This is a genomic window from Roseibium album, from assembly GCF_001404515.1.
GTDB lineage: Bacteria > Pseudomonadota > Alphaproteobacteria > Rhizobiales > Stappiaceae > Roseibium > Roseibium album.
Window position 1 is genome coordinate 497,794 of the sequence record NZ_CXWE01000003.1, and the last position, 19,801, is coordinate 517,594.

A 19,801-nucleotide genomic window follows, 5' to 3' on the forward strand; every position below is an offset into this window, starting at 1 on the left:
ACAATTGAATCGTGCCCTGGACAATGACGGCAAAAACAGCCTGGAGTACATCGTGACGTTTGATTTGAAGCAGCACCTGACGAAACAGGCCAGCCGAATCGAAACAGTTCTGGACAAGCTCCTGAACGACGCGGTGCTTGACGAGGAGATGGCGCGCCCTCCTCGCCTGCTCGCGGCCATGCGTCACGGGGCCCTGAATGGCGGAAAGCGCCTGCGGCCCATACTTGTCATGGAAACCGCGAAACTGTTCGGACGCGATGACGACGGTGTCCTGCTGGCTGCCAGCGCATTGGAACTCGTTCATTGTTATTCGCTTGTCCATGACGATCTTCCGGCAATGGACGACGACGACTTGCGCCGCGGCCGGCCAACGGTGCACAGGGCCTTCGACGAAGCAACCGCAATCCTGGCTGGTGATGCCCTTCTGACGCTCGCCTTTGACGTGATTGCAAACGAAGATGTTCATGACGACCCCGCTGTCCGGCTGCGCCTGTCCAGGGAACTGTCACGCGCCGCCGGGATCGGCGGCATGGCCGGCGGGCAGATGCTCGACCTTGAATCGGAGCACAGGGACCGGTCGGAAGCCGAAATCCGCACGCTCCAGTCGATGAAGACCGGCGCCCTGCTTAGATATGCCTGCCGCGCCGGAGCATTCCTTGCCGGCGCACCGGTCGCCGATCTGGAGCGGATGAGCCGCTTTGGTGACGTGATCGGTCTAGCCTTTCAGTTGGCAGATGATCTTCTTGATGTCGAATCGAACCCCGAGGCAATGGGCAAGGCAACGGGCAAGGACGCCGAAGCAGGCAAGGCAACGCTTGTCGGCCTGTGGGGTGTGGAAAAAACGCGCGCCGAACTGAACAAGCTGCTCAACGAGAGCGAAACTCTTCTGGCTGTTTATGAGGGACGCGCTGTTTCACTGGCGGCAATCGCGGACTATATCGTCAGTCGTTCGAACTGACGGGACTGCCGGCAACGTGACGGCCGAAGTCCGGTGCATCGGTCTCCTGGCCTGCTTCGATGATCGAACGGCGGATGCTTCTGGTGCGGGTGAACAGATCGAACAGCATCTGGCCGTCGCCCCAGCGTATCGCCCTTTGCATGGCAGACAGGTCTTCGGAAAACCGCGCCAGCATTTCCAGGATCGCTTCCTTGTTGTTGAGACAGACGTCCCGCCACATGGTCGGATCGGAGGCCGCAAGACGGGTAAAGTCTCGAAAACCGGAAGCGGAGTACTTGATCACCTGCGACTTGGTCACCGTGGCCAGGTCGTCGGCGGTGCCGACGATGTTGTAGGCAATCAGATGCGGCAAGTGCGAGACGATCGCCAGCACCAGATCGTGGTGCTTCGGCTCCATCAGGTCCACATCGGAACCGCAACTCTCCCAAAATGTCTTGAGCTTCTGAAGAGCTTCCTGATCAACATCATCAGGCGGTGTCAGAATGCACCAGCGCTGATCGAACAGGGTTGAAAACCCCGCGTCCGGGCCTGAGTGTTCCGTTCCCGCGATCGGGTGGCCGGGAATGAAATGCACACCGTCCGGAACATGCGGGCTTACCTGCTCGACCACCGACTCCTTTGTCGAACCTGCATCGCTCAGGATGGCGCCTTTTTTCAGTGAAGGCGCAATCCACTTGGCCACTGCCTCGTTGGCTCCCACCGGAACACACAGAATGACAAGGTCAGCGTCTTCCACGGCAGCAGCCGCATCAAGCGCGTAGTAATCCCCAAGGCCGAGTTCTTCCGCCCGCTGCAATGTTGCGGGAGAGCGGGTGGAAATGGAAATCTCGTTCACCAGGCCCCGCTGCCGGGCAACCTGTGCAAGGGAAGATCCGATCAGGCCGATGCCGATCAGGGCCATTCGATTGAAAAGGGGAGCACCAGTCATGTGTTGTCGTTCTGCCTTCAGGCTTGTCCCAGAAATTCTTTCAGATGTTGGAGAACAGTCCGGTTCGCCTGTTCCGATCCAACCGTCATGCGCAATGCATTCGGCAGGCCGTAGTTACCGACCTGGCGCAAGACACAGCCGCGCTCAAGAAGATAGGCATCCGCATCGACCGCGCGCTTGCCGTCTTCATCCGGGAAATGCACAAGAATAAAGTTTCCGACACTCGGCGTGACCTGAAGACCAAGCCTTTCCAGCTCCCCGGTCAGCCAGGGCAGCCAGGCATCGTTGTGCTCGACGGCCCGCGTAACGAATTCCCTGTCCTTGACGGCGGCAATCCCTGCCGCGATCGCCATGCCGGAAACGTTGAACGGTCCACGAATACGATTGAGTGCGTCAATGATGTGTGCAGGCCCGAAGCCCCAGCCAATTCGGAGATTTGCAAGACCGTAGATCTTCGAAAAGGTCCGCGTCATGACAACATTCTGGGTTGTTGCCGCCAGTTCTATGCCGCTTTCATAGTCGTTCTTGCGCACATATTCCCCGTAGGCAGCATCGAGTACCAATAGAACATGCGCGGGAAGACCCTCGTGCAGGCGCTTGACCTCCTCAAACGGCAGATAAGTGCCGGTTGGATTGTTCGGGTTGGCGATAAAGACCATCTTGGTCTTGTCGGTCACCCTGGCCAGGATTGCATCGACATCTGTCTTGAGGCCCGTTTCCGGAGCAACCACCGGAGTTGCGCCTGCTGCCCGGATGGCAATGTCATAGATCAGGAAGCCATGCTCGGAATAGATCGCTTCATCGCCAGGTGAGAGATAGGCGTAGGCAAGAAAACTCAGAATTTCGTCCGAACCGGCACCGCAGATGATCCGGTCCGGATGCAGGCCATAGGTTTCGGCAATGGCATCACGTAGCTCATTTGCGGCACCGTCCGGATAGAGTTCCAGATTCTGCGCAACCGTCTCGATCGCGGCTTTCGCCGCGGAACTCGTACCGAGCGGTGTTTCGTTTGACGAGAGTTTGTGCAGCGTTTGCCCGTGAGTTCCCTTGGATTTGCCGGGAACATAAGCCGCTATGTCAAGAACACCGGCCTTCGGCAGGGGGCGATCCGATTTGGTCACGTCAGGTTCCTTCAATTTCGTCATCTCGTTCATCCTTGCGACTCGCCGCCGCCAAATTCGTCACCTGCATCACCGTCGATCGGTGTTGCGTAGCCACCGACCTGCCGCAAGACATCCGGCTCGGCGCCTGCATCGGTGCAGGCCTTCAGGACATCTTCTTCTGTCAGCTCGCCGGAAATCGCCAGCAGGGCGTCGACACCGTTTGCCGAACGGAAGAAACTGAGGACTTCAATACCCTGATCCATCAGTTTGCCCGGCAGCAGATCGGACCATCGGGCGTCATAAACTGCTACATCCGCGTTGTCGACAAGGCTTCCGGTCTTGGCAAGTACCAGCGCCGGCAGATCTGAGGGCCTGTCGTCCTGCATGACGAACGGCAACCGCGCCCTGACAAGGGCGCCTGAGTCGCTCAGGCCACGCCACCAGGGCAACTCTGCCCGGTCGTTCAACGCGACAATGCCGATTGCTCCATCAGACAGTCCGACTGCGTCGACGACATCGGCCGCATCGCTGCACGGATCCAGCTCGACGGAAAATCCGAAATAGAACCGTGCCAGATCGAGCATCTCGATCAGCTCGGCACCACCATCGAGATAGATGACGGCTTCCGCCTTCAGGTTGGTACACGCGCAGATGATGTCACGCCAGATGTGCTCGACCGTTGCAAGCGGCAGAACACCCTCGTGTCGTTCCACCATCTGCCGGACACTTTCCGCATCCCGCTCCGGATCGAAGAAAGACGCACTGGTGACGGCCGGATCAACTGCAGACTGGATCACAGCTTCGATTTCGGCTCGCTCCATGAGCGCCTGATGAAGCCGCATGTCGATCTCGTCAACACGCCTGCGCAATTCGGCAATTGTCGTCCCGCCGTCCGGTGATTGCGACATAAGGAAATCCAGCCTTGGTTTTAGGGTCAGCGGCGCATAGTCATAGGCATGTGATCGCGCAAACGCAAAAGAAATCATTGACTCTGAAAGCCCGGCACGGCTAGGTCGCCAGTCTGGTCGCAGTCACCGATCCGGACATTGAGACTGGATTTGCGGTACCTGCAGCACCACTTAGTTTCGATCCGCCCGAGTATCTTCGAAAAACGAGTAGAACGCCCTATTGAACCATGCCCGCTGACAGCAACACTCCAGCAGCACTCAACGACGTGAAGGCGAACGAAGCGGAAACGCCTTCCAGCCGACTTGTGCGCTTTCCGGCGGAAGATCCGCTGGAACTGGATTCGGGCACCCGGCTCGGCCCCTGGCAGATTGCATACGAGACCTACGGCACGCTGAATGCCGAAAAATCGAATGCGATTCTCGTCTGCCACGCGCTGACCGGCGACCAGTATGTTGCGTCGACCAATCCCGTCACCGGCAAACCGGGCTGGTGGCAACTGATGGTCGGGCCCGGCAAACCGATCGACACCGATCATTATTTTGTCATTTGCGCCAACGTCCTCGGCGGGTGCCTGGGCACGACCGGTCCGGCAACGATCAATCCTGAGACAGGCACGCCGTATGGTCTCGATCTCCCTGTGATCACAATCCGCGACATGGTTCGATCCCAGGCCAGGCTGGTTGACCATCTTGGCATCGAGACACTGTTTGCTGTAATCGGCGGCTCCATGGGCGGCATGCAGGTTCTGCAATGGGCCGCAAGCTATCCCGACCGTGTTTTCGCGGCCGTTCCCATTGCGGCTGCCGCCCGGCACACGTCACAGAATATTGCCTTCCACGAAGTCGGGCGGCAGGCAATCATGGCTGACCCCAACTGGCGTGGCGGCAACTACATCGGGGACAATGTCCGGCCGACGAAAGGTCTTGCGGTTGCCCGCATGGCAGCACACGTCACCTACATGTCAGACGAGTCTCTTCATCAGAAGTTTGGCCGCAATCTGCAGGATCGCGAAAACCTGACCTTCGGGTTCGATGCCGATTTTCAGATCGAAAGTTATCTGCGTCACCAGGGCATGACCTTTGTCGACCGGTTCGACGCCAATTCCTATCTCTATGTCACCCGGGCCATGGACTACTTTGACCTGTCGCAGGAATTCGACGGAGTGCTGCCCAACGCCTTCGAGAAAACCGCGACACGGTTCTGCGTGATGTCCTTCACGTCCGACTGGCTCTTTCCGACTTCGGAAAGCCGCCGCGTTGTCAAGGCGCTCAATGCAGTGGCCGCGAACGTCTCCTTCGTCGAGATCGAAAGCGACCGCGGTCATGACTCCTTTCTGCTGGACGTGCCTGAAATGTTTGAAACCATTCAGGGTTTCATGACAGGTGCCGCGCATGCGCGTGGCATTCCGGCGCCGGGGGAGAAGGCCTGACATGAACCTTGCTCCCAGACAGACCCGCACCGGCGAAGTTCGGGGCGACCACAGGGTCGTCGCCTCTCTTGTTCCGATCGGCGCCCGCGTGCTGGACATCGGCTCCGAGGATGGTGCCCTGCTCGATCATCTGGTGCGGCAGCGCCAGGTCGACGGGCGCGGCGTCGAACTCAGCCAGGTTGGTGTGAACCGCTGCGTGGCGCGCGGCTTATCGGTGATCCAGGGCGATGCCGACAAGGATCTTGCGGATTATCCCAACGATGCCTTCGACGTCGTTATTCTGAGCCAGACGCTGCAGGCGACCCGCGAACCGAAAAAGGTCATGCGTGAGTTGCTGCGCATCGGCAAGCAGGTGGTGGTCTCGATCCCGAATTTTGCCCATTGGCGCAACCGGATGCAGCTGCTCTTCCGGGGGCGCATGCCGGTGACCAAGTACCTGCCTTACGAATGGTACGACACGCCCAACATTCACTTCTGCTCGCTCAGGGATTTTGTCGAACTGTGCCGTGAGCTGGACGCGGACGTCGAAAAGGCAATTGCCCTGAGCGGTCGCGGCAACAAGATCCCGGTCAATGCGCCCTGGTGGGTCTGGAATATCGTTGCCGAACAGGCGGTGTTCCTGCTGAAGCGTTAAGGCAGCAAAAATCAATTTGCTTGTCTGTTGGCGCGCAACACGCCTCCATTTCTCCATTGGCAAAGCGATCGGCGGGGACCAGGGTCAATGCCGGTTTGAACGCTGTCAGTCGTTCAGGACCCTTTTGCTGCCTCGTTGGAAAATGGCCCATTTTGAGCACGCACCGCCCTGACAGGTTTCAGGCCGGTTGCAACACCTTCCGGAATGAAGACGGGCCGAAGAACCCGCAGGCGGCTGCGTTTTCCGTCGGCTGGCAGGCTCTGGAAAACGACTTTCTCCGCTTCCACGACCAGTACACCACCAAAAACCGGCCAGATCTTCCTGCCGATCCCCTCCCAGGTTCTGGCGGCACGGAGGATTGTGCGGGCCTTGAACGGAGGCATGAACAACGCTTCCTTGTCTCTCAGGACATTGAACTGGCAACTCTTGAGCAGGTCCTTCAACTGACCGCCGGAATAGGGCCGGCCGTAACCGAATGGAGACAGCTCCGACTGTGCCCAAAGGCCACGCCGGTTCGGCACGACGGCAATCAATCGTCCACCGGGTGCCAGGACACGCCAGGCTTCCCTCAGGACGGCTTCGGGGTCTGAACAGTGGTCAAGTGCATGCACCAGCATGAGACGATCGAAGGAAATGTCCGGAAACGGCAGGGCGGCATCTTCCACCAGTGTGCAGGAACTGTCTCGCTCCCGCGGCCATGGCACGGCCCCCTGCGGCGCGGGCATCGCTGCAATCGCGCGTTCGGCGGTATCGAGATAAGGACGCATGAAGGGGCCTGCATAGCCGAGCCCCAGGAGCCGTTGACCCTTCAATTCCGGCCACATGCCCTGTACCGGCGCTCCGATCAGGCTCCGGAGCAACTGTCCGAGAGGCAGATCGTAAAAGGCACGCAAATGGACAACGTCGAGATACATTAGGGCACGACCCGCAAACGAGTTCCAAACGGTCTGAGGCGGAGTTTACCTCCGTGAGGACCCAAAGCACCGGCATTGCCGTCTTGCCCTCCGGCTTCCTGTTTGCCACTGTGGCGAACAACAAGTCAATCACTTCAGGATCCTTCTTCATGGCCTTGAGCGACACCACCGAGATCTACCAGTTCCCCTGTCTCAACGATAATTTCGGCGTGCTCATGCATGACAGCGACAGCGGCACCACAATCGCATTCGATGTACCGGATGCATCAACCTGTCAAAATGCGCTGAAAGAAAAAGGCTGGCAGCTGACCCATATCCTCATCACGCATCATCATTGGGATCACGTGCAGGGATTGGGTGAACTGAAACAGGCAACAACCGCGAATGTTTGCGGACCGGCAAGATCCAGCCAGAAAATTCCGGAGCTTGACCGGACCGTGGATGATGGCGATCACATCCTTTGCGGACCTTACAGGATCAAGGCCATCGCAACCCCGGGACACACGCTTGATCAGATTTCCTGGTACATTCCCGACATCAAGATGGCCCACACGGGAGACACCCTGTTCTCGCTCGGCTGCGGGCGCGTGTTCGAAGGCGACAAGGAAATGATGTGGTCGTCCCTGGAAAAGCTGGGACGCGAACTGCCGGATGACACGGTAATCTACTGTGGACACGAATATACCGAAGCCAATGCGAAGTTCGCCTTGACCATCGACCCGGGAAACAGTGATCTCAAGGCGCGCGCGGCGGAAGTCGCGGAGCTGCGTTCACGCGGCGAGCCGACCCTTCCCACCACGATGGCGCAGGAGAAGGCCACCAACCCGTTTCTGCGTGCCGCCGAGGCATCTGTTGCACAGGCCCTCGGCATGGAAGGCAAACCGGCAGTCGAGGTTTTTTCCGAAATTCGCACACGCAAGGACAACGCCTGATACCGATTCGTTGCCGATCGTTCAGCTGTTCGATTTACGCCAGTGATTTCTGCATCCGAAACCTTAAAACGCCGGCTTCTGCCCCCATATGCACTTCATTGTGATCATGTAGGGGCAGAATCCATGACACCCGCAAGTACTGTTACGTCCATCTCACGCACTGCCGAACAGCGCGCTCAGGACGTCGTTCACCGCATCGTCAGCCAGGCTGAACCGATCCCCGTCAATGATGGCGGCGGTCACAAGCTGGACATGCAGATCCTTTATGAGGAAGTTGTTGCCGCTTTGCGGGAAACCATCGACGATCTCGCTTTTTGTTCTGAATCCAATCCGTCCTGAGGGAAGACCGGCGCTTCCCTTCCCCACTTTCCTGAAAAAGAAACACCGGATGTCATGTCAGTTTCCGCGAGCCTGACCGCAGCCAAGGTCGTTGATCTTCTGAAGATGCAACCTCACCCTGAGGGAGGCTACTATGTCGAGACATTTCGGGACGAGGTCACCGACCAGGAGGGCCGGGCGGCCTCGACGCTGATCTACTTCCTGCTTCCCGAGGGGGTTCTGTCGCGTTGGCACAAGGTAGACGCGGTCGAAACGTGGCATTGGTATGCGGGTGCGCCACTTGAACTGTCCATAAGTCCCGACGGGGACAGGAAACAGGTGCTTAAACTCGGAAACGACCTTGTCAGCGGTGCGCGCCCACAGGGCATCGTCCCGCGCCATGGCTGGCAACAGGCACGGTCGCTGGGTTCCTGGACGCTGGTCGGCTGCACCGTTGCGCCCGGCTTTCAATTCGCCGGATTCAAGATGGCGCCGGAGGGTTGGGAGCCGGCGCAATCGTGAAGCGGCTCTTGTTCAGAAGGCGAATCATTCTTGGCTATTTTTATAGCGTGCTTTGTTCGAGCCTGGTGTTCACACTGACGCTGAATTTCCTGGACACCGGCGGCCCGAGAGAACTGGATTCAAGTATCGTCATTATTTATGCTTTTATTTCCATACTCATTTTTATGTATACGGTTCTACCATCTGTTTTTTACATCATGGTGTGCGAAGCCAGTGCGAGACAAAACGTCCTTTATTACGTCGTGTTCTCAAGTGGCTTGGGTTATCTTCTCTTTCCTCTCCTCACACAGCGGCTCGATCAGGAAACACTGACTCAATCGCTTTTCCTGGTACCTGCCGGAATAGTGGCTGGAGGTATCTACTGGTTTTTCTCCGGACGTTTTGCAGGCGAGAACAAAACGGACGACAAGGAACAGATCAAGACATTCGAATAAGCCACGCAGCGCGGTTCTTTCACTGTTCGGTCGGCTCGATTTGAATTCCAGGATAAAGGCCTGTCGAGGTCGCAATCTGAAAGGACATTTCTTGGACCTGTTTCGTGGCGCTGAATCCTTGATGCGTATGGATGACAGGACGTGGAGCCGGCATGCGAATCCATGGAGCGTTTATACGCGCATCGCATCAAGCCTCCCCTTGTTCCTGGCGATCTGGAGTATCCACTGGATCGGCTGGTGGTCAGTGCTGCCAATCGGCATCATATCGATGTGGATCTTTATCAATCCCAGATTTTTTCCCGCGCCTTCAAGCGCGAAGAGTTGGGCTGCCAGTGGCGTTCTGGGGGAGAGGGCCTTCCTGAATCGCAAGAGAGTCCCCATTCCGCACGAACATCTTGTCTTTGCCTATCTGACGAGCGGACTTGGCGGTCTCTTTCTGCTCGTGACAATCTGGGGGATTGTTTCAGCCGCGTTCTGGCTGGCCTTGACCAGCTGGCTTGCCGTGGTGGTTTCAAAAGTCTGGTTTGTGGATCGGATGGCCTGGCTTTGGCAAGACGTCAAGGACGCACATCCTGTCTATCAGGCCTGGGACGATGCCGACTGGTCAAAAACGTTCTGACGCAGATGCGCGAGAGCAGCCCGCCTCAGGTCTTCTTGCGCAACCTGATCAGGCCTTCCTGAGCTGTAGAGGCGACAAGCCTGCCGTCCATGGAGAAGAGCGATCCTCTGTTGATGCCGCGCGAGCCCGACGTGGATGTGCTGTCGGTGGCATAGAGCAACCACTCATCTGCCCGGAAAGGTCGATGAAACCACATTGCGTGATCGAGACTGGCAGCCTGAATTTTCGGACTGAAGACAGAGGTTCCGTGCGGAAACAGCGATGTGTCAAGCAACGTCATGTCTGATGCGTATGCCAAAACACACTGATGTATGCGCTCATCGTCCGGGAGTTTTCCGGTTGCCCGGACCCAGACATATTGCGTGGGTGGCAGTGGTTTCTTGCTGAAATAATGAGTGAGTTCCACGGGTCGCATTTCGATCGGCCGCTCCCGTTCCCAGTAGCGTCGGACGTTTTCCGGGGCGACGGACAGAAATTTTTCCTTCATTTCCCGATCACTTGGCAAATCGTCCGGTTTGGGAACGTCGGGCATGTCGATCTGATGCTCAAGCCCCTCTTCGAGCAATTGGAAAGAGGCGGACATCGAGAAAATCGCCTCGCCGTGCTGTATGGCGACCACGCGCCTTGTGGTGAAGCTGCCGCCATCCCGAATCCGGTCGACTTCATAGATAATCGGAACCTTAGGGTCGCCCGGACGCAGGAAATAGCCGTGAAGGGAATGAATGTGGCGGTCTTCGACTACCGTGCGGGACGCCGCGACAAGCGCCTGGCCGATTACCTGTCCGCCAAACACACGTTGCCAGCCAACCTGGGGGCTGCGACCACGGAACAGATTGCTTTCCAGCGGTTCCAGGTCAAGTATCTGCAGAAGGTTGTCGATGGCCGTGTTCATCGGCGTGATCCCTGTTACAAGTGCTGCTCAAAAGCCGCTGGAAAAGACGATCCAGATGCGCACTCTTGAACGGGACCTGACGTTAAAGTCAAGATGCCTCTAGGGAAACCGGGGCCAGGAGAAATCGGGTGGCGAAGAAAACGAAAACCACAGACATGTTCGATGTCCTGATCGCAGGGGGCGGATATGTCGGGCTGTCTCTGGCAGTGGCATTGAAACAGGGTGATCCCGGAGTGAAATGCGCCGTTGTAGATCCCAAGCCAATGGATCAACTTCACAAGGATCCCCGGGCATCGGCGATCGCGGCAGCTGCGTCCCGAATGCTGACCCAGCTGGGTATCTGGCAGCAGATCGAAGCCGAATCCCAGCCGATCAACGAAATGATCGTAACAGACAGCAAACTGCGGGACACGGTACGCCCCGTTTTTCTGACATTCGGAGGTGAGACGGCCGAGGGCGAGCCATTCGCGCACATGATGCCGAACGGCATCATGATGCCGGCACTCTATGAAGCTGCAAGATCTCTGGGCGTTTCCTTCTTTGCCCCGGGAACAGCCGAAACCTTTCGCACCCTTTCGGACCATGTCGAGCTCGAACTGGCGGACAGCGCGGTGTTGAAGGGGCGCCTGCTGGTCGCGGCAGATGGCGTCCGGTCGAAACTGCGGGATCTGGCCGGAATCCGCACGGTCAACTGGGACTACGGCCAGTCGGGAATCGTGACCACGGTCAAGCACGAGCGACCACATGGCGGCAGGGCGGAAGAGCACTTTCTTCCAGCTGGCCCGTTTGCGATCCTGCCCTTGCCGGACAACCGGTCGTCTCTCGTCTGGACCGAGAAAACACTGGATGCGGACCGTTTGGTGAAGTCGGACGATTTCACATTCGAACTCGAACTTGAACGCCGGTTCGGTCATCATCTGGGAACCCTCGAAGTAGCGGGCCCGCGACGGGCGTACGCTCTTGGCCTGAAACTCGCGCGCGATTTCGTCAAACCCAGATTTGCGCTGATCGGCGACGCAGCGCACGGCATTCACCCGATTGCCGGCCAGGGACTCAACCTTGGTTTCAAGGATGTTGCCGCACTGGCAGAAGTTCTGATCGATGCGCGCCGTCTCGGGCAGGACCTTGGCGCATTTGATGTACTGGAAAGATACCAGCGCTGGCGGCGCTTCGACACATTCCAGATGGGGGTCGTGACAGATGTGCTCAATCGCCTGTTTTCAAACGACAGCGACGTTCTTCGGGCGGTTCGTGATTTTGGCCTCGGACTGGTGGATAGAATGCCGGGACTGAAAAGCCAGTTCATCAAGGAAGCCGCAGGGTTTGCCGGACCGGTACCGAAATTGCTTTCCGGGGAGCCAATCTGATAGGACTTGCCATGTCAGCTGTGGCGCAAGCCACCTGCCGAGGTTTCAATGCGACTGGATCTGCCCTGAATGAATGAAAAGCCCGAGGGTTACACCGCACCCCGTTCCATCCTGATTACCGGATGTTCTTCAGGAATTGGTGCCGAAGCGGCGCATATCCTGCGTGGCCGGAACTGGCGGGTGTTTCCAACAGCTCGAAAACAGGAAGACATTGACCGGCTTTCCTCCCAGGGGTTCGAAGTTTTCCGGCTGGACTACGAGGATCCCGAGAGCATTCGTCAAACAGCGGATGCAGTCCTGAACCTGACCGACGGAAGGCTGGACGCCGTCTTCAACAATGGCGCCTATGCCATTCCGGGCGCTCTTGAGGATATCCCTCCTGACGCTCTCAGGACCCTGTTTGAAGCCAATTTTTTCGGCTGGCACGACCTGACGCGGCGCCTCATCCCGGCGATGCGGTCGAACAAGTCGGGACGAATCGTTCAGTGTTCTTCGGTACTCGGGTTGGTGGCACTCAAATTCCGCGGCGCATATACTGCATCCAAATTCGCGCTGGAGGCGTATACAGACACCTTGCGGCAGGAGCTCAAAGGAAGCGGTCTGCATGTTTCGCTCATTGAGCCGGGCCCGATCGACACCCGGTTCACGCAGAACGCACTCGCCAATTTTGATCGATGGATCGGTGAAGACGGACTGAATTCCTCGATATTCCGTGAGACCTATGTGAAGCGGCGGGTACGCATGGAGGCAGGAGAACCCGGACCGTTCAAATTGCCAGCGAACGCGGTTGTGAAACGGCTCATTCATGCTGTGGAAGCCAAACGACCTAAAGCGCGGTATCATGTCACGGTGCCGACCACCGTCATGGCAGTCGCGAAGCGGATGCTTTCCACCGGTCTTCTCGACCGGTTTTGCATAAAAGCTGCTGACGCGGAAGAATAGCAAATAACACCTTGCCGCAAGATGTTGGTCTGACAGGGAAAAGACATGGCTGAACTCTTCAATATTCTCATTCCGGTCGGCATGGCGGCCGTGGCGATTGTGCTCTTTCTCGGCATCTGGAACATGTTCCGGAACGGCCCGGCGAATCGCTCGCAGATGCTGATGCGTTGGCGCGTCGGATTGCAGTTTCTGGTAATTGTACTGGTTATGGGTGGCCTGTATTTCTTCGGCTCCGGCCAATAGCGCGTTCGAACAGGCAGTAACGGGAGAAACGGAACAACATGGTTGTCCTGAACAAGATTTATACCAAGACCGGTGATGACGGCACGACCGCGTTGGGAACAGGTGAGAGGCGCCCGAAAAACGACCTGAGGATCGATGCCTACGGGACTGTGGATGAAACCAATGCCGTTGTCGGTCTTGTCAGGCTGCATACGTCGGGATCTGCGCCCGAAGTAGATCTGGTGCTGGGCCGGATTCAAAACGACCTTTTCGACCTTGGTGCCGATCTTGCAACACCGGAGACCGACCAGGATCTCGGATACGAGCCACTCCGCATCACAGACAGTCAGGTGACCGCGCTCGAGACCGCGATCGATGATCTCAATTCCGAGCTGACACCTTTAAGATCATTTGTGCTGCCGGGGGGAAGCGGCGCTTCTGCTCATCTCCACCTGGCGCGTACCGTCTCCCGCCGTGCGGAACGGCTGATGGTGGAACTGGCCCCCAATGAAAAGATCAACCCGGCAGCAATACGGTACATGAACCGGCTATCGGATTACTTCTTTGTCGCTTCCCGCTTTTTGAATGAAAAGGGCGAACAAGACGTTCTGTGGGTGCCTGGCCAGAACCGATAGACCCTGTTCCGGCATCCGTGGGAGACCGATTGTTGAATGTTTATTCCGCTTCATGATCAAAATCAGCTGGATCACGTACCGCGACCGTATGTGAATCTTGCACTCATAGCCGTTAACGTGGTCATTTTTCTGGGTTTTCAGGGTGCCGGAGAGCTGCAGGCGGTTGGTGCGTCTTCAATTTCCCACGGACTGATTCCGGTTGTCTTGTTTGATATCCGGGACCTGGCGCCCCAGTTTCAGGTATTGCCGGACTGGATGTCGCTGATCAGTTACGCATTCCTGCACGGCAGCTTCATGCATCTGATCGGCAATATGCTGTTCCTGTGGGTGTTCGGCGACAATGTCGAAGATGCCATGGGGCATTTTCGGTATCTTGTTTTCTACTTGGCGTGTGCCGTTATAGCTGGACTGGCCTACGCGGTTCTGGACCTGAATTCGGACACCCCGCTGATAGGTGCATCGGGAGCGGTTTCAGGTGTCGTTGCGGCTTATTTGATGCTGCATCCGCGGGTCAAGGTCTGGGTGCTGGCCTTCGGGCGTATCCCGCTGCGCCTGACGACACAATGGCTCCTCGGCGCGTGGATTGTCTATCAGATATTCAATGCAATTGTTGCCGAGGACAGTCAGGTTGCCTGGATTGCCCATGTCGGGGGCTTGGTTGCAGGTGCCATCCTGATCGTATTCTTTCGCCGTAAAGGCGTGCCTCTATTCGACAGAAATCTGGACCCAACCGGGTAATCAGGCGGATTTCCAGACGGCATTTTCTGCGCGGCAGGCGACACCCTCGCGGTTGAGTGATTTTCCGGACGAAAGAGTTATTTTTTCGCTGTAGGATCGACAATAGGTACCCTCGGTCGTTTTCCACGTTTTAAGCGGTGTCACGGATCCCTTTACCCCGCTTATCGGGTTTTGCCAGCGCGTCGCTTCGCCTGAAAGCGACTTTTCCAAAGCCAGCTGCAGTTTCTCGTTCGCCATTGAGCGATCGGTTGTCTCCAGTGTCGTCGATACGGAAGGGACAAGTGGCTCAGACTGATCCTGTGTGGACACCATCGTGCATGCAGGTGCCGCCGCCAAACATGCTGCTGCAAGCACGACCCTTGCAGGGAGCAGATTACCGTAATTTCCCAAGTTGATCCCGCCTCTTGGATCTATCGCCAGCCGCTTTGAATCGCCTCCCTTTCTTCGCTTCTGGACAAAGCGCCGCCGGAAGGCTCACTGTCGCCCCCGAACGCGGGGCCCCCAAATATACGATCCATCAGACCGTCAGATCTAGACTTTTCTGAGGCAGATTCGTTCGAATTTCCATTGGAATTTGACGGGGCTTTCTTTTGCCGATTGGACGTATCGCTCTCACCACCGCTGCTGCCGCCGGAACTGCCGTCGCCGCCGCCTCGTCCACCGGTGTCACCACCGCCGCCGTTGCTTCCGCCACCGCTGCTTTTGCCGCCGCCGCCGCCTTCTCCGGATTGCGCAGCCGCAGCGATGGAGTCCTTCCAGTCAAACAAGGGGCTGAAGAAGACGAGAGAGAACACCACCGCCGAGGCCGCAACACCCGGCAGAATGCGGAACATCGCAGAGAGGCGGTCTTGCAATGAATTCTGACGGGCGTGTTTCATTGGGTTTCAGCTTTTCGGCAATTTGCTATGGTGACTAAGCGCAGGAACGGTTTTTCCCCTCGCACACATAACACGCGGTGGTCTCACTTCTTCCGCAGCATAAATCAAAAAAAGTCGGGATTGAAAGATCAGTTTGCGTGTTGTCCCTCTGAGAGCGGTTTTGCGGAGAACTTCTTGTCTGATGAAGCACTGAAAACGGAGATGATCCGTTTGCTCCCTAAATTGAGGAGTTTTGCGTTGAGACTGTGCCGGAATCCGGATCAGGCGGATGATTTGGTTCAGACGACGTGCGAGCGTGCGATTCGGTCACTGGATCAGTTCGACCCCGCTACGCGTCTCGACAGCTGGATGTTTCGTATCCTGCAAAACTTATATTTTAATACTGTAAGGGACGGGGCAAACCGGGCCCGTTTGTTTGATTTGGCAATGATGGATTTTGAAGAAAGCTACGACGGCGCGAAAGCAGCTGCCAGCAGTCTGGAATTGCAGAAGGTTCAATCGTTCATCGGGCAACTTGAAGAGGACAATCGAGAAGTCCTTTTGAAAATTGCCATTGAAGGACAGAGCTACAAGGACGTGGCAGAAGAACTCGGCGTTCCGATCGGCACAGTCACCAGCCGACTCGCCCGCGCACGTTTGAAACTGAGAGAATTTCTGGAAGCAAAAGACACGGCACCAGGGGTCGCATTGCGCAGCATGCCAGGAGGTATGTCATGACATTTGACGAAAAACGCGAGCAAATACTGCTTGCAGAAAACATCGGCAGGATTCTGGACGGCGAAGGATGCCGGGAAGAACGTGTCGATCTTTTGAATGAAATCAACGAAACCGGCGAGGGCGATCACCTCATGCGATTGCTGGCGGAGGACAATGCGCTGTTGCAAAGGGCGCTTCCTGCCGAAATTCCCGATGAAAGCATGGCCCGGTTTCGCGACGTTATAGACCGCGAGTTCGGCAAGCTCGATGGTGGGCAGGTCCCACGATCTCAGCCATTCTGGTCGAGCCCGATGGTTCAGATTGCCGCAGCCGTGGTTCTGGTCGCAGGGACGTTCATGTTCACTGCTTTCTGGATGCAGAACCGCATGGACACTGCCGTTGCCTCGCTCGCGGCTCATATGGAGACCGAACGTATTCTGCTTACCCAGACCGTGCAGGAGGCCCTTGAGACCCGCGTCAGCGGTGAACCCGTCTATATCGGCCAGGACGGTGCCTGGACGGACGTGCTCACACCAATCAAGACATATAAAAGCAAAAGCGGGCACTGGTGCCGTGAATACACCAGACAGTCGAATTTCAGCAATCTTGACCTGACGATCAGGGGCACTGCGTGCAGGGACGAAAACGGCACGTGGACGACGGTTTTTGCTGAACCGGTCTCCGACAAGTTCGAGCCGCAAGGTGCCGACACCGGAATCTGACCAATCCGTTTTCATTTGAAACACGGGCGCGGCGGGCGATGTTCCGCCGCAATGCTGCATTGCGAACTATCATCATTGCGACGCATGTTTTTCCAAGCCCGGCAAATTTCGACGTTACACCCTATCGCGCAATTGACAGCCGCCCTGCCGGTAAGTACCGTCCCGCGCCATGCGCCACTATTGGCTAGTTTCCGCGGTTTGTGACATCAAGTCGCTTCAGCGGTTGCGCCGGTTACTGCGGTGCGGTGAAAACCGCCCAGGAAGAGGTTGAGACCAAAATGAAAATCCTTGTGCCCGTGAAGCGGGTCATCGACTACAACGTTAAAGTCCGTGTCAAGCCGGATGGGTCTGGCGTCGATCTTGCAAACGTCAAGATGTCCATGAATCCATTTGACGAAATCTCCGTGGAAGAGGCTCTCAGACTCAGGGAAGCCGGCAAGGCGAGCGAAGTTATCGTCGTGTCCGTCGGACCGCAGCAGGCAACCGAAACCCTGCGTACAGGCCTCGCCATGGGTGCGGACCGGGGTATCCTTGTCAAAACGGATGAAATCACCGAGCCGCTGGCGGTCGCGAAAATTCTGAAGGCCATTGTCGAAGCCGAGGAGCCGGGTCTTGTTATCGTCGGCAAGCAGGCGATCGACGACGATTGCAACCAGACAGGTCAGATGCTGGCCGCCCTTCTGGGCTGGAGCCAGGGAACCTTTGCTTCCAACATCGAGCTTGGTGACGAAACGGCGGACGTCGTTCGCGAAGTTGACGGTGGATTGCAGACCGTCAAGTTGAAGCTGCCGATGATCGTCACGACCGACCTTCGTCTGAATGAGCCCCGGTATGCATCGCTTCCCAATATCATGAAGGCCAAGAAGAAGCCGATCGACGAGAAGACCCCCGAGGATTTCGGTGTCGATATCACGCCGCGGCTTACTGTTGTCACGACGACAGAACCGCCTGCGCGCGAGGCGGGTATCAAGGTGGCTTCGGTAACCGAGCTGGTCGACAAACTGAAAAACGAGGCCGGTGTCCTTTAAGGACCCGTCGCAGGAGGAAAGAAAATGACAACACTTCTTGTGGCTGAACACGCCGGTGGTGCTTTGAACGATGCGACGTCGAAAGCTCTGACTGCAGCCGTTGCGCTCGGATCTGACGTACACGTACTGGTCACCGGCAAGGGCATCCAGGGTGTCGCGGAAGAAGCCGCCAAACTGAGCGGTGTCGCAAAGGTTCTGGTCGCGGAGAGCGACGCCTTGGAGCATCAGCTTGCAGAACCGACTGCCGATCTCATTGTTGGTATGGCCGGTGATTATGATGCGATCGTCGCGCCGGCGACGTCAAACGGCAAAAACACGCTGCCGCGTGTTGCCGCACTTCTCGACGTCATGCAGATCTCCGATGTCACGGCCGTGATTGATGCGGAAACCTTCGAGCGTCCTATCTATGCCGGCAACGCGATGCAGACGGTCAAGTCTGGTGATCCGAAAAAGGTCATCACCGTTCGTACGTCGACATTTGCCGCAGCAGAAGAAGGCGGTTCCGCTGCCATCGAAAATGTGGCCGGTACGGATGGGACAGGTCTGTCGGAATTTGTTGGCGAAGAACTGTCGAAATCCGATCGTCCGGAGCTTACCTCGGCAAAAATCATCATTTCCGGTGGCCGCGCACTCGGCTCGGAAGAAAAGTTCCAGGAAGTCATCATGCCGGTTGCCGACGCACTCGGCGCGGCAGTCGGAGCGTCCCGCGCAGCAGTCGATGCCGGGTATGCACCCAATGACTGGCAGGTCGGCCAAACCGGCAAGGTGGTGGCACCGGATCTTTACATCGCCTGCGGCATTTCCGGTGCAATTCAGCACCTTGCCGGCATGAAGGACTCCAAGGTCATCGTGGCAATCAACAAGGACGAGGAGGCGCCAATCTTCCAGGTTGCCGACTATGGCCTTGTTGCCGATCTGTTCGAGGTTCTGCCCGATTTGAAGGCTGCCGTGGAGTAATACCTGCGGCAAATTGATCACGGACCCCGGGGTGAATGCGAGTTTTCGCTCCGGGGTTCTTGCTGTTCGGCTCAAGACTTGCCAAAAATAGCCACAACCCGGTCCGCCGGGGTGTTTCTCATACACGGAAGTTCAGGATGGCAGTCGAAATCAAAAAAATCGGCGTGATTGGGTCAGGCCAGATGGGTAGCGGCATCGCACATGTGTGCGCACTTGCCGGCTACGACGTCGGACTGAGCGACATTTCGATGGAGCGGATCGAATCCGGGCTCGCCTCGATCAACGGCTATATGGCCCGTCAGGTCGGCAAGTCCCTGATAACCGAAGACCAACGGGCAGCAGCGCTTGACCGTATCAAGCCTGTGGAAGAGCTCGATCTTCTTGCCGACGCGGACCTTGTAATCGAGTCCGCAGTGGAAAACGAGCAGGTCAAGCGAAAGATTTTCGCGCAACTGTGCCCGATATTGAAACCGGAAGCCATTCTGGCAACCAATACCTCGTCGATTTCCATCACCCGGCTTGCGGCCACCACTGACCGTCCGGAACGGTTCATCGGTATTCATTTCATGAATCCGGTTCCGCTCATGGAGTTGGTCGAACTGGTCCGAGGCATAGCAACGGAAGACGAGACATTTGAAGCTTCCAGGGGCTTCTGCGATCGACTCGGCAAGCAAGTTGCCGTTGCCGAGGATTTTCCGGCATTCATGGTCAACCGCATTCTGCTGCCGATGATCAACGAGGCAATCTATACGCTCTATGAGGGTGTCGGGTCTGTCGAATCCATCGACAAGGCCATGCGCCTTGGTGCAAATCACCCCATGGGTCCTCTTCAGTTGGCCGATTTCATCGGTCTCGACACCTGCCTGTCGATCATGCAGGTGCTTTATGAAGGCCTCGCAGACACCAAGTACAGACCTTGTCCCTTGTTGGTGAAATATGTCGAGGCCGGCTGGCTCGGACGCAAGACTCAGCGCGGATTTTACGACTATCGCGGCGAGATCCCGGTTCCGACCCGGTAAGGTGC

25 protein-coding genes are annotated in these 19,801 nt (G+C 57.1%); 18 read left to right on the forward strand and 7 right to left on the reverse strand.

The window, feature by feature from the left end:
- Positions 1-52: 52 nt before the first annotated feature.
- Positions 53-958, forward strand: coding sequence for a polyprenyl synthetase family protein (locus LA5095_RS11765; RefSeq protein ID WP_055115641.1), 906 nt, complete (start codon positions 53-55; stop codon positions 956-958).
- On the opposite strand, the gene LA5095_RS11770 is transcribed toward LA5095_RS11765, so the two are convergent.
- From LA5095_RS11770 to LA5095_RS11780, 3 genes are read right to left on the reverse strand one after another with little or no spacing between them, the layout of a single operon-like run.
- Positions 942-1,886, reverse strand: a complete 945-nt coding sequence (locus LA5095_RS11770; protein ID WP_055115087.1) for a prephenate/arogenate dehydrogenase family protein — start codon at positions 1,884-1,886, stop codon at positions 942-944. The genes LA5095_RS11765 and LA5095_RS11770 overlap by 17 nt on opposite strands.
- A 17-nt stretch (positions 1,887-1,903) precedes the next feature.
- Positions 1,904-3,040, reverse strand: a complete 1,137-nt coding sequence (gene hisC, locus LA5095_RS11775; RefSeq protein WP_082442504.1) for a histidinol-phosphate transaminase — start codon at positions 3,038-3,040, stop codon at positions 1,904-1,906.
- Positions 3,037-3,897: a chorismate mutase gene (locus tag LA5095_RS11780; protein WP_055115645.1), complete on the reverse strand. Its 861-nt coding sequence runs from the start codon at positions 3,895-3,897 to the stop codon at positions 3,037-3,039. The genes hisC and LA5095_RS11780 overlap by 4 nt, the downstream gene beginning before the upstream one ends.
- Before the next feature lie 227 nt (positions 3,898-4,124).
- Between LA5095_RS11780 and metX the strand changes: the two genes are divergently transcribed.
- Both metX and metW read left to right on the forward strand, forming a co-directional pair.
- Positions 4,125-5,327 carry a homoserine O-acetyltransferase MetX gene (gene metX / locus LA5095_RS11785; protein WP_055115089.1) on the forward strand — a complete coding sequence of 401 codons (1,203 nt, stop codon included), beginning with the start codon at positions 4,125-4,127 and terminating at the stop codon, positions 5,325-5,327.
- 1 nt (position 5,328) lies between these two features.
- Entirely contained in the window at positions 5,329-5,961 is a 633-nt protein-coding gene (gene metW / locus LA5095_RS11790; RefSeq protein WP_055115091.1) for a methionine biosynthesis protein MetW, read from the forward strand.
- A gap of 113 nt (positions 5,962-6,074) precedes the next feature.
- Here the strand turns inward: metW and LA5095_RS11795 are convergent, their stop codons facing one another.
- On the reverse strand, positions 6,075-6,875 hold the full coding sequence (locus tag LA5095_RS11795) for a class I SAM-dependent methyltransferase (protein WP_055115092.1): 801 nt from the start codon (positions 6,873-6,875) through the stop codon (positions 6,075-6,077).
- A gap of 149 nt (positions 6,876-7,024) precedes the next feature.
- On the opposite strand from LA5095_RS11795, the gene gloB reads away from it, so the two are divergent.
- The 5 genes from gloB (at position 7,025) to LA5095_RS11820 (ending at position 9,700) form a co-directional block, all read left to right on the forward strand.
- On the forward strand, positions 7,025-7,807 hold the full coding sequence (gene gloB / locus LA5095_RS11800) for a hydroxyacylglutathione hydrolase (RefSeq protein WP_055115647.1): 783 nt from the start codon (positions 7,025-7,027) through the stop codon (positions 7,805-7,807).
- Positions 7,808-7,930: 123 nt separating this feature from the next.
- Entirely contained in the window at positions 7,931-8,146 is a 216-nt protein-coding gene (locus LA5095_RS32030) for a hypothetical protein (RefSeq protein ID WP_082442506.1), read from the forward strand.
- A 54-nt stretch (positions 8,147-8,200) separates the two neighbouring features.
- Entirely contained in the window at positions 8,201-8,647 is a 447-nt protein-coding gene (locus LA5095_RS11810; RefSeq protein WP_055115096.1) for a cupin domain-containing protein, read from the forward strand.
- Positions 8,644-9,081, forward strand: a complete 438-nt coding sequence (locus LA5095_RS11815; protein WP_144435962.1) for a hypothetical protein — start codon at positions 8,644-8,646, stop codon at positions 9,079-9,081. Before LA5095_RS11810 ends, LA5095_RS11815 begins: the two co-directional genes overlap by 4 nt.
- Positions 9,082-9,172: 91 nt before the next feature.
- Entirely contained in the window at positions 9,173-9,700 is a 528-nt protein-coding gene (locus LA5095_RS11820; RefSeq protein ID WP_144435963.1) for a DUF6653 family protein, read from the forward strand.
- Between the two features lie 25 nt (positions 9,701-9,725).
- On the opposite strand, the gene tesB is transcribed toward LA5095_RS11820, so the two are convergent.
- Positions 9,726-10,592, reverse strand: coding sequence for an acyl-CoA thioesterase II (tesB, locus tag LA5095_RS11825; protein WP_055115101.1), 867 nt, complete (start codon positions 10,590-10,592; stop codon positions 9,726-9,728).
- A gap of 128 nt (positions 10,593-10,720) precedes the next feature.
- On the opposite strand from tesB, the gene LA5095_RS11830 reads away from it, so the two are divergent.
- The 5 genes from LA5095_RS11830 to LA5095_RS11850 all read left to right on the forward strand — a co-directional run bounded on the left by LA5095_RS11830 (position 10,721) and on the right by LA5095_RS11850 (position 14,496).
- A complete protein-coding gene (locus tag LA5095_RS11830; RefSeq protein ID WP_082442507.1) occupies positions 10,721-11,959 on the forward strand; it encodes a ubiquinone biosynthesis hydroxylase in 1,239 nt (412 codons plus the stop codon).
- Positions 11,960-12,028: 69 nt separating this feature from the next.
- Complete coding sequence (locus tag LA5095_RS11835) at positions 12,029-12,901, forward strand: SDR family NAD(P)-dependent oxidoreductase (RefSeq protein WP_055115102.1); 873 nt, start codon at positions 12,029-12,031, stop codon at positions 12,899-12,901.
- 45 nt (positions 12,902-12,946) lie between these two features.
- Positions 12,947-13,144, forward strand: coding sequence for a twin transmembrane helix small protein (locus LA5095_RS11840; RefSeq protein ID WP_055115104.1), 198 nt, complete (start codon positions 12,947-12,949; stop codon positions 13,142-13,144).
- A gap of 38 nt (positions 13,145-13,182) precedes the next feature.
- Positions 13,183-13,758: a cob(I)yrinic acid a,c-diamide adenosyltransferase gene (locus LA5095_RS11845; protein ID WP_055115106.1), complete on the forward strand. Its 576-nt coding sequence runs from the start codon at positions 13,183-13,185 to the stop codon at positions 13,756-13,758.
- A gap of 36 nt (positions 13,759-13,794) precedes the next feature.
- A complete protein-coding gene (locus LA5095_RS11850) occupies positions 13,795-14,496 on the forward strand; it encodes a rhomboid family intramembrane serine protease (RefSeq protein ID WP_055115108.1) in 702 nt (233 codons plus the stop codon).
- Here LA5095_RS11850 and LA5095_RS11855 read toward each other — a convergent pair whose 3' ends face one another.
- Together LA5095_RS11855 and LA5095_RS11860 are read right to left on the reverse strand one after the other, a co-directional pair.
- A complete protein-coding gene (locus tag LA5095_RS11855) occupies positions 14,497-14,886 on the reverse strand; it encodes an RT0821/Lpp0805 family surface protein (protein ID WP_208992645.1) in 390 nt (129 codons plus the stop codon). It abuts the gene before it with no gap.
- A 20-nt stretch (positions 14,887-14,906) separates the two neighbouring features.
- Complete coding sequence (locus LA5095_RS11860) at positions 14,907-15,374, reverse strand: hypothetical protein (RefSeq protein ID WP_055115112.1); 468 nt, start codon at positions 15,372-15,374, stop codon at positions 14,907-14,909.
- Between the two features lie 174 nt (positions 15,375-15,548).
- On the opposite strand from LA5095_RS11860, the gene LA5095_RS11865 reads away from it, so the two are divergent.
- The 5 genes from LA5095_RS11865 (at position 15,549) to LA5095_RS11885 (ending at position 19,796) form a co-directional block, all read left to right on the forward strand.
- Positions 15,549-16,091 carry an RNA polymerase sigma factor gene (locus tag LA5095_RS11865; protein ID WP_208992646.1) on the forward strand — a complete coding sequence of 181 codons (543 nt, stop codon included), beginning with the start codon at positions 15,549-15,551 and terminating at the stop codon, positions 16,089-16,091.
- Positions 16,088-16,792 carry an RT0821/Lpp0805 family surface protein gene (locus LA5095_RS11870; RefSeq protein ID WP_055115114.1) on the forward strand — a complete coding sequence of 235 codons (705 nt, stop codon included), beginning with the start codon at positions 16,088-16,090 and terminating at the stop codon, positions 16,790-16,792. Before LA5095_RS11865 ends, LA5095_RS11870 begins: the two co-directional genes overlap by 4 nt.
- Positions 16,793-17,070: 278 nt before the next feature.
- Entirely contained in the window at positions 17,071-17,820 is a 750-nt protein-coding gene (locus LA5095_RS11875) for an electron transfer flavoprotein subunit beta/FixA family protein (RefSeq protein ID WP_029062809.1), read from the forward strand.
- A 24-nt stretch (positions 17,821-17,844) separates the two neighbouring features.
- The gene (locus tag LA5095_RS11880; protein WP_055115116.1) at positions 17,845-18,777 is read left to right on the forward strand and encodes an electron transfer flavoprotein subunit alpha/FixB family protein; all 933 of its coding nucleotides are present in this window, start codon (positions 17,845-17,847) and stop codon (positions 18,775-18,777) included.
- A 137-nt stretch (positions 18,778-18,914) separates the two neighbouring features.
- Positions 18,915-19,796, forward strand: a complete 882-nt coding sequence (locus tag LA5095_RS11885; protein ID WP_055115651.1) for a 3-hydroxybutyryl-CoA dehydrogenase — start codon at positions 18,915-18,917, stop codon at positions 19,794-19,796.
- The last annotated feature ends 5 nt before the right edge of the window (positions 19,797-19,801 follow it).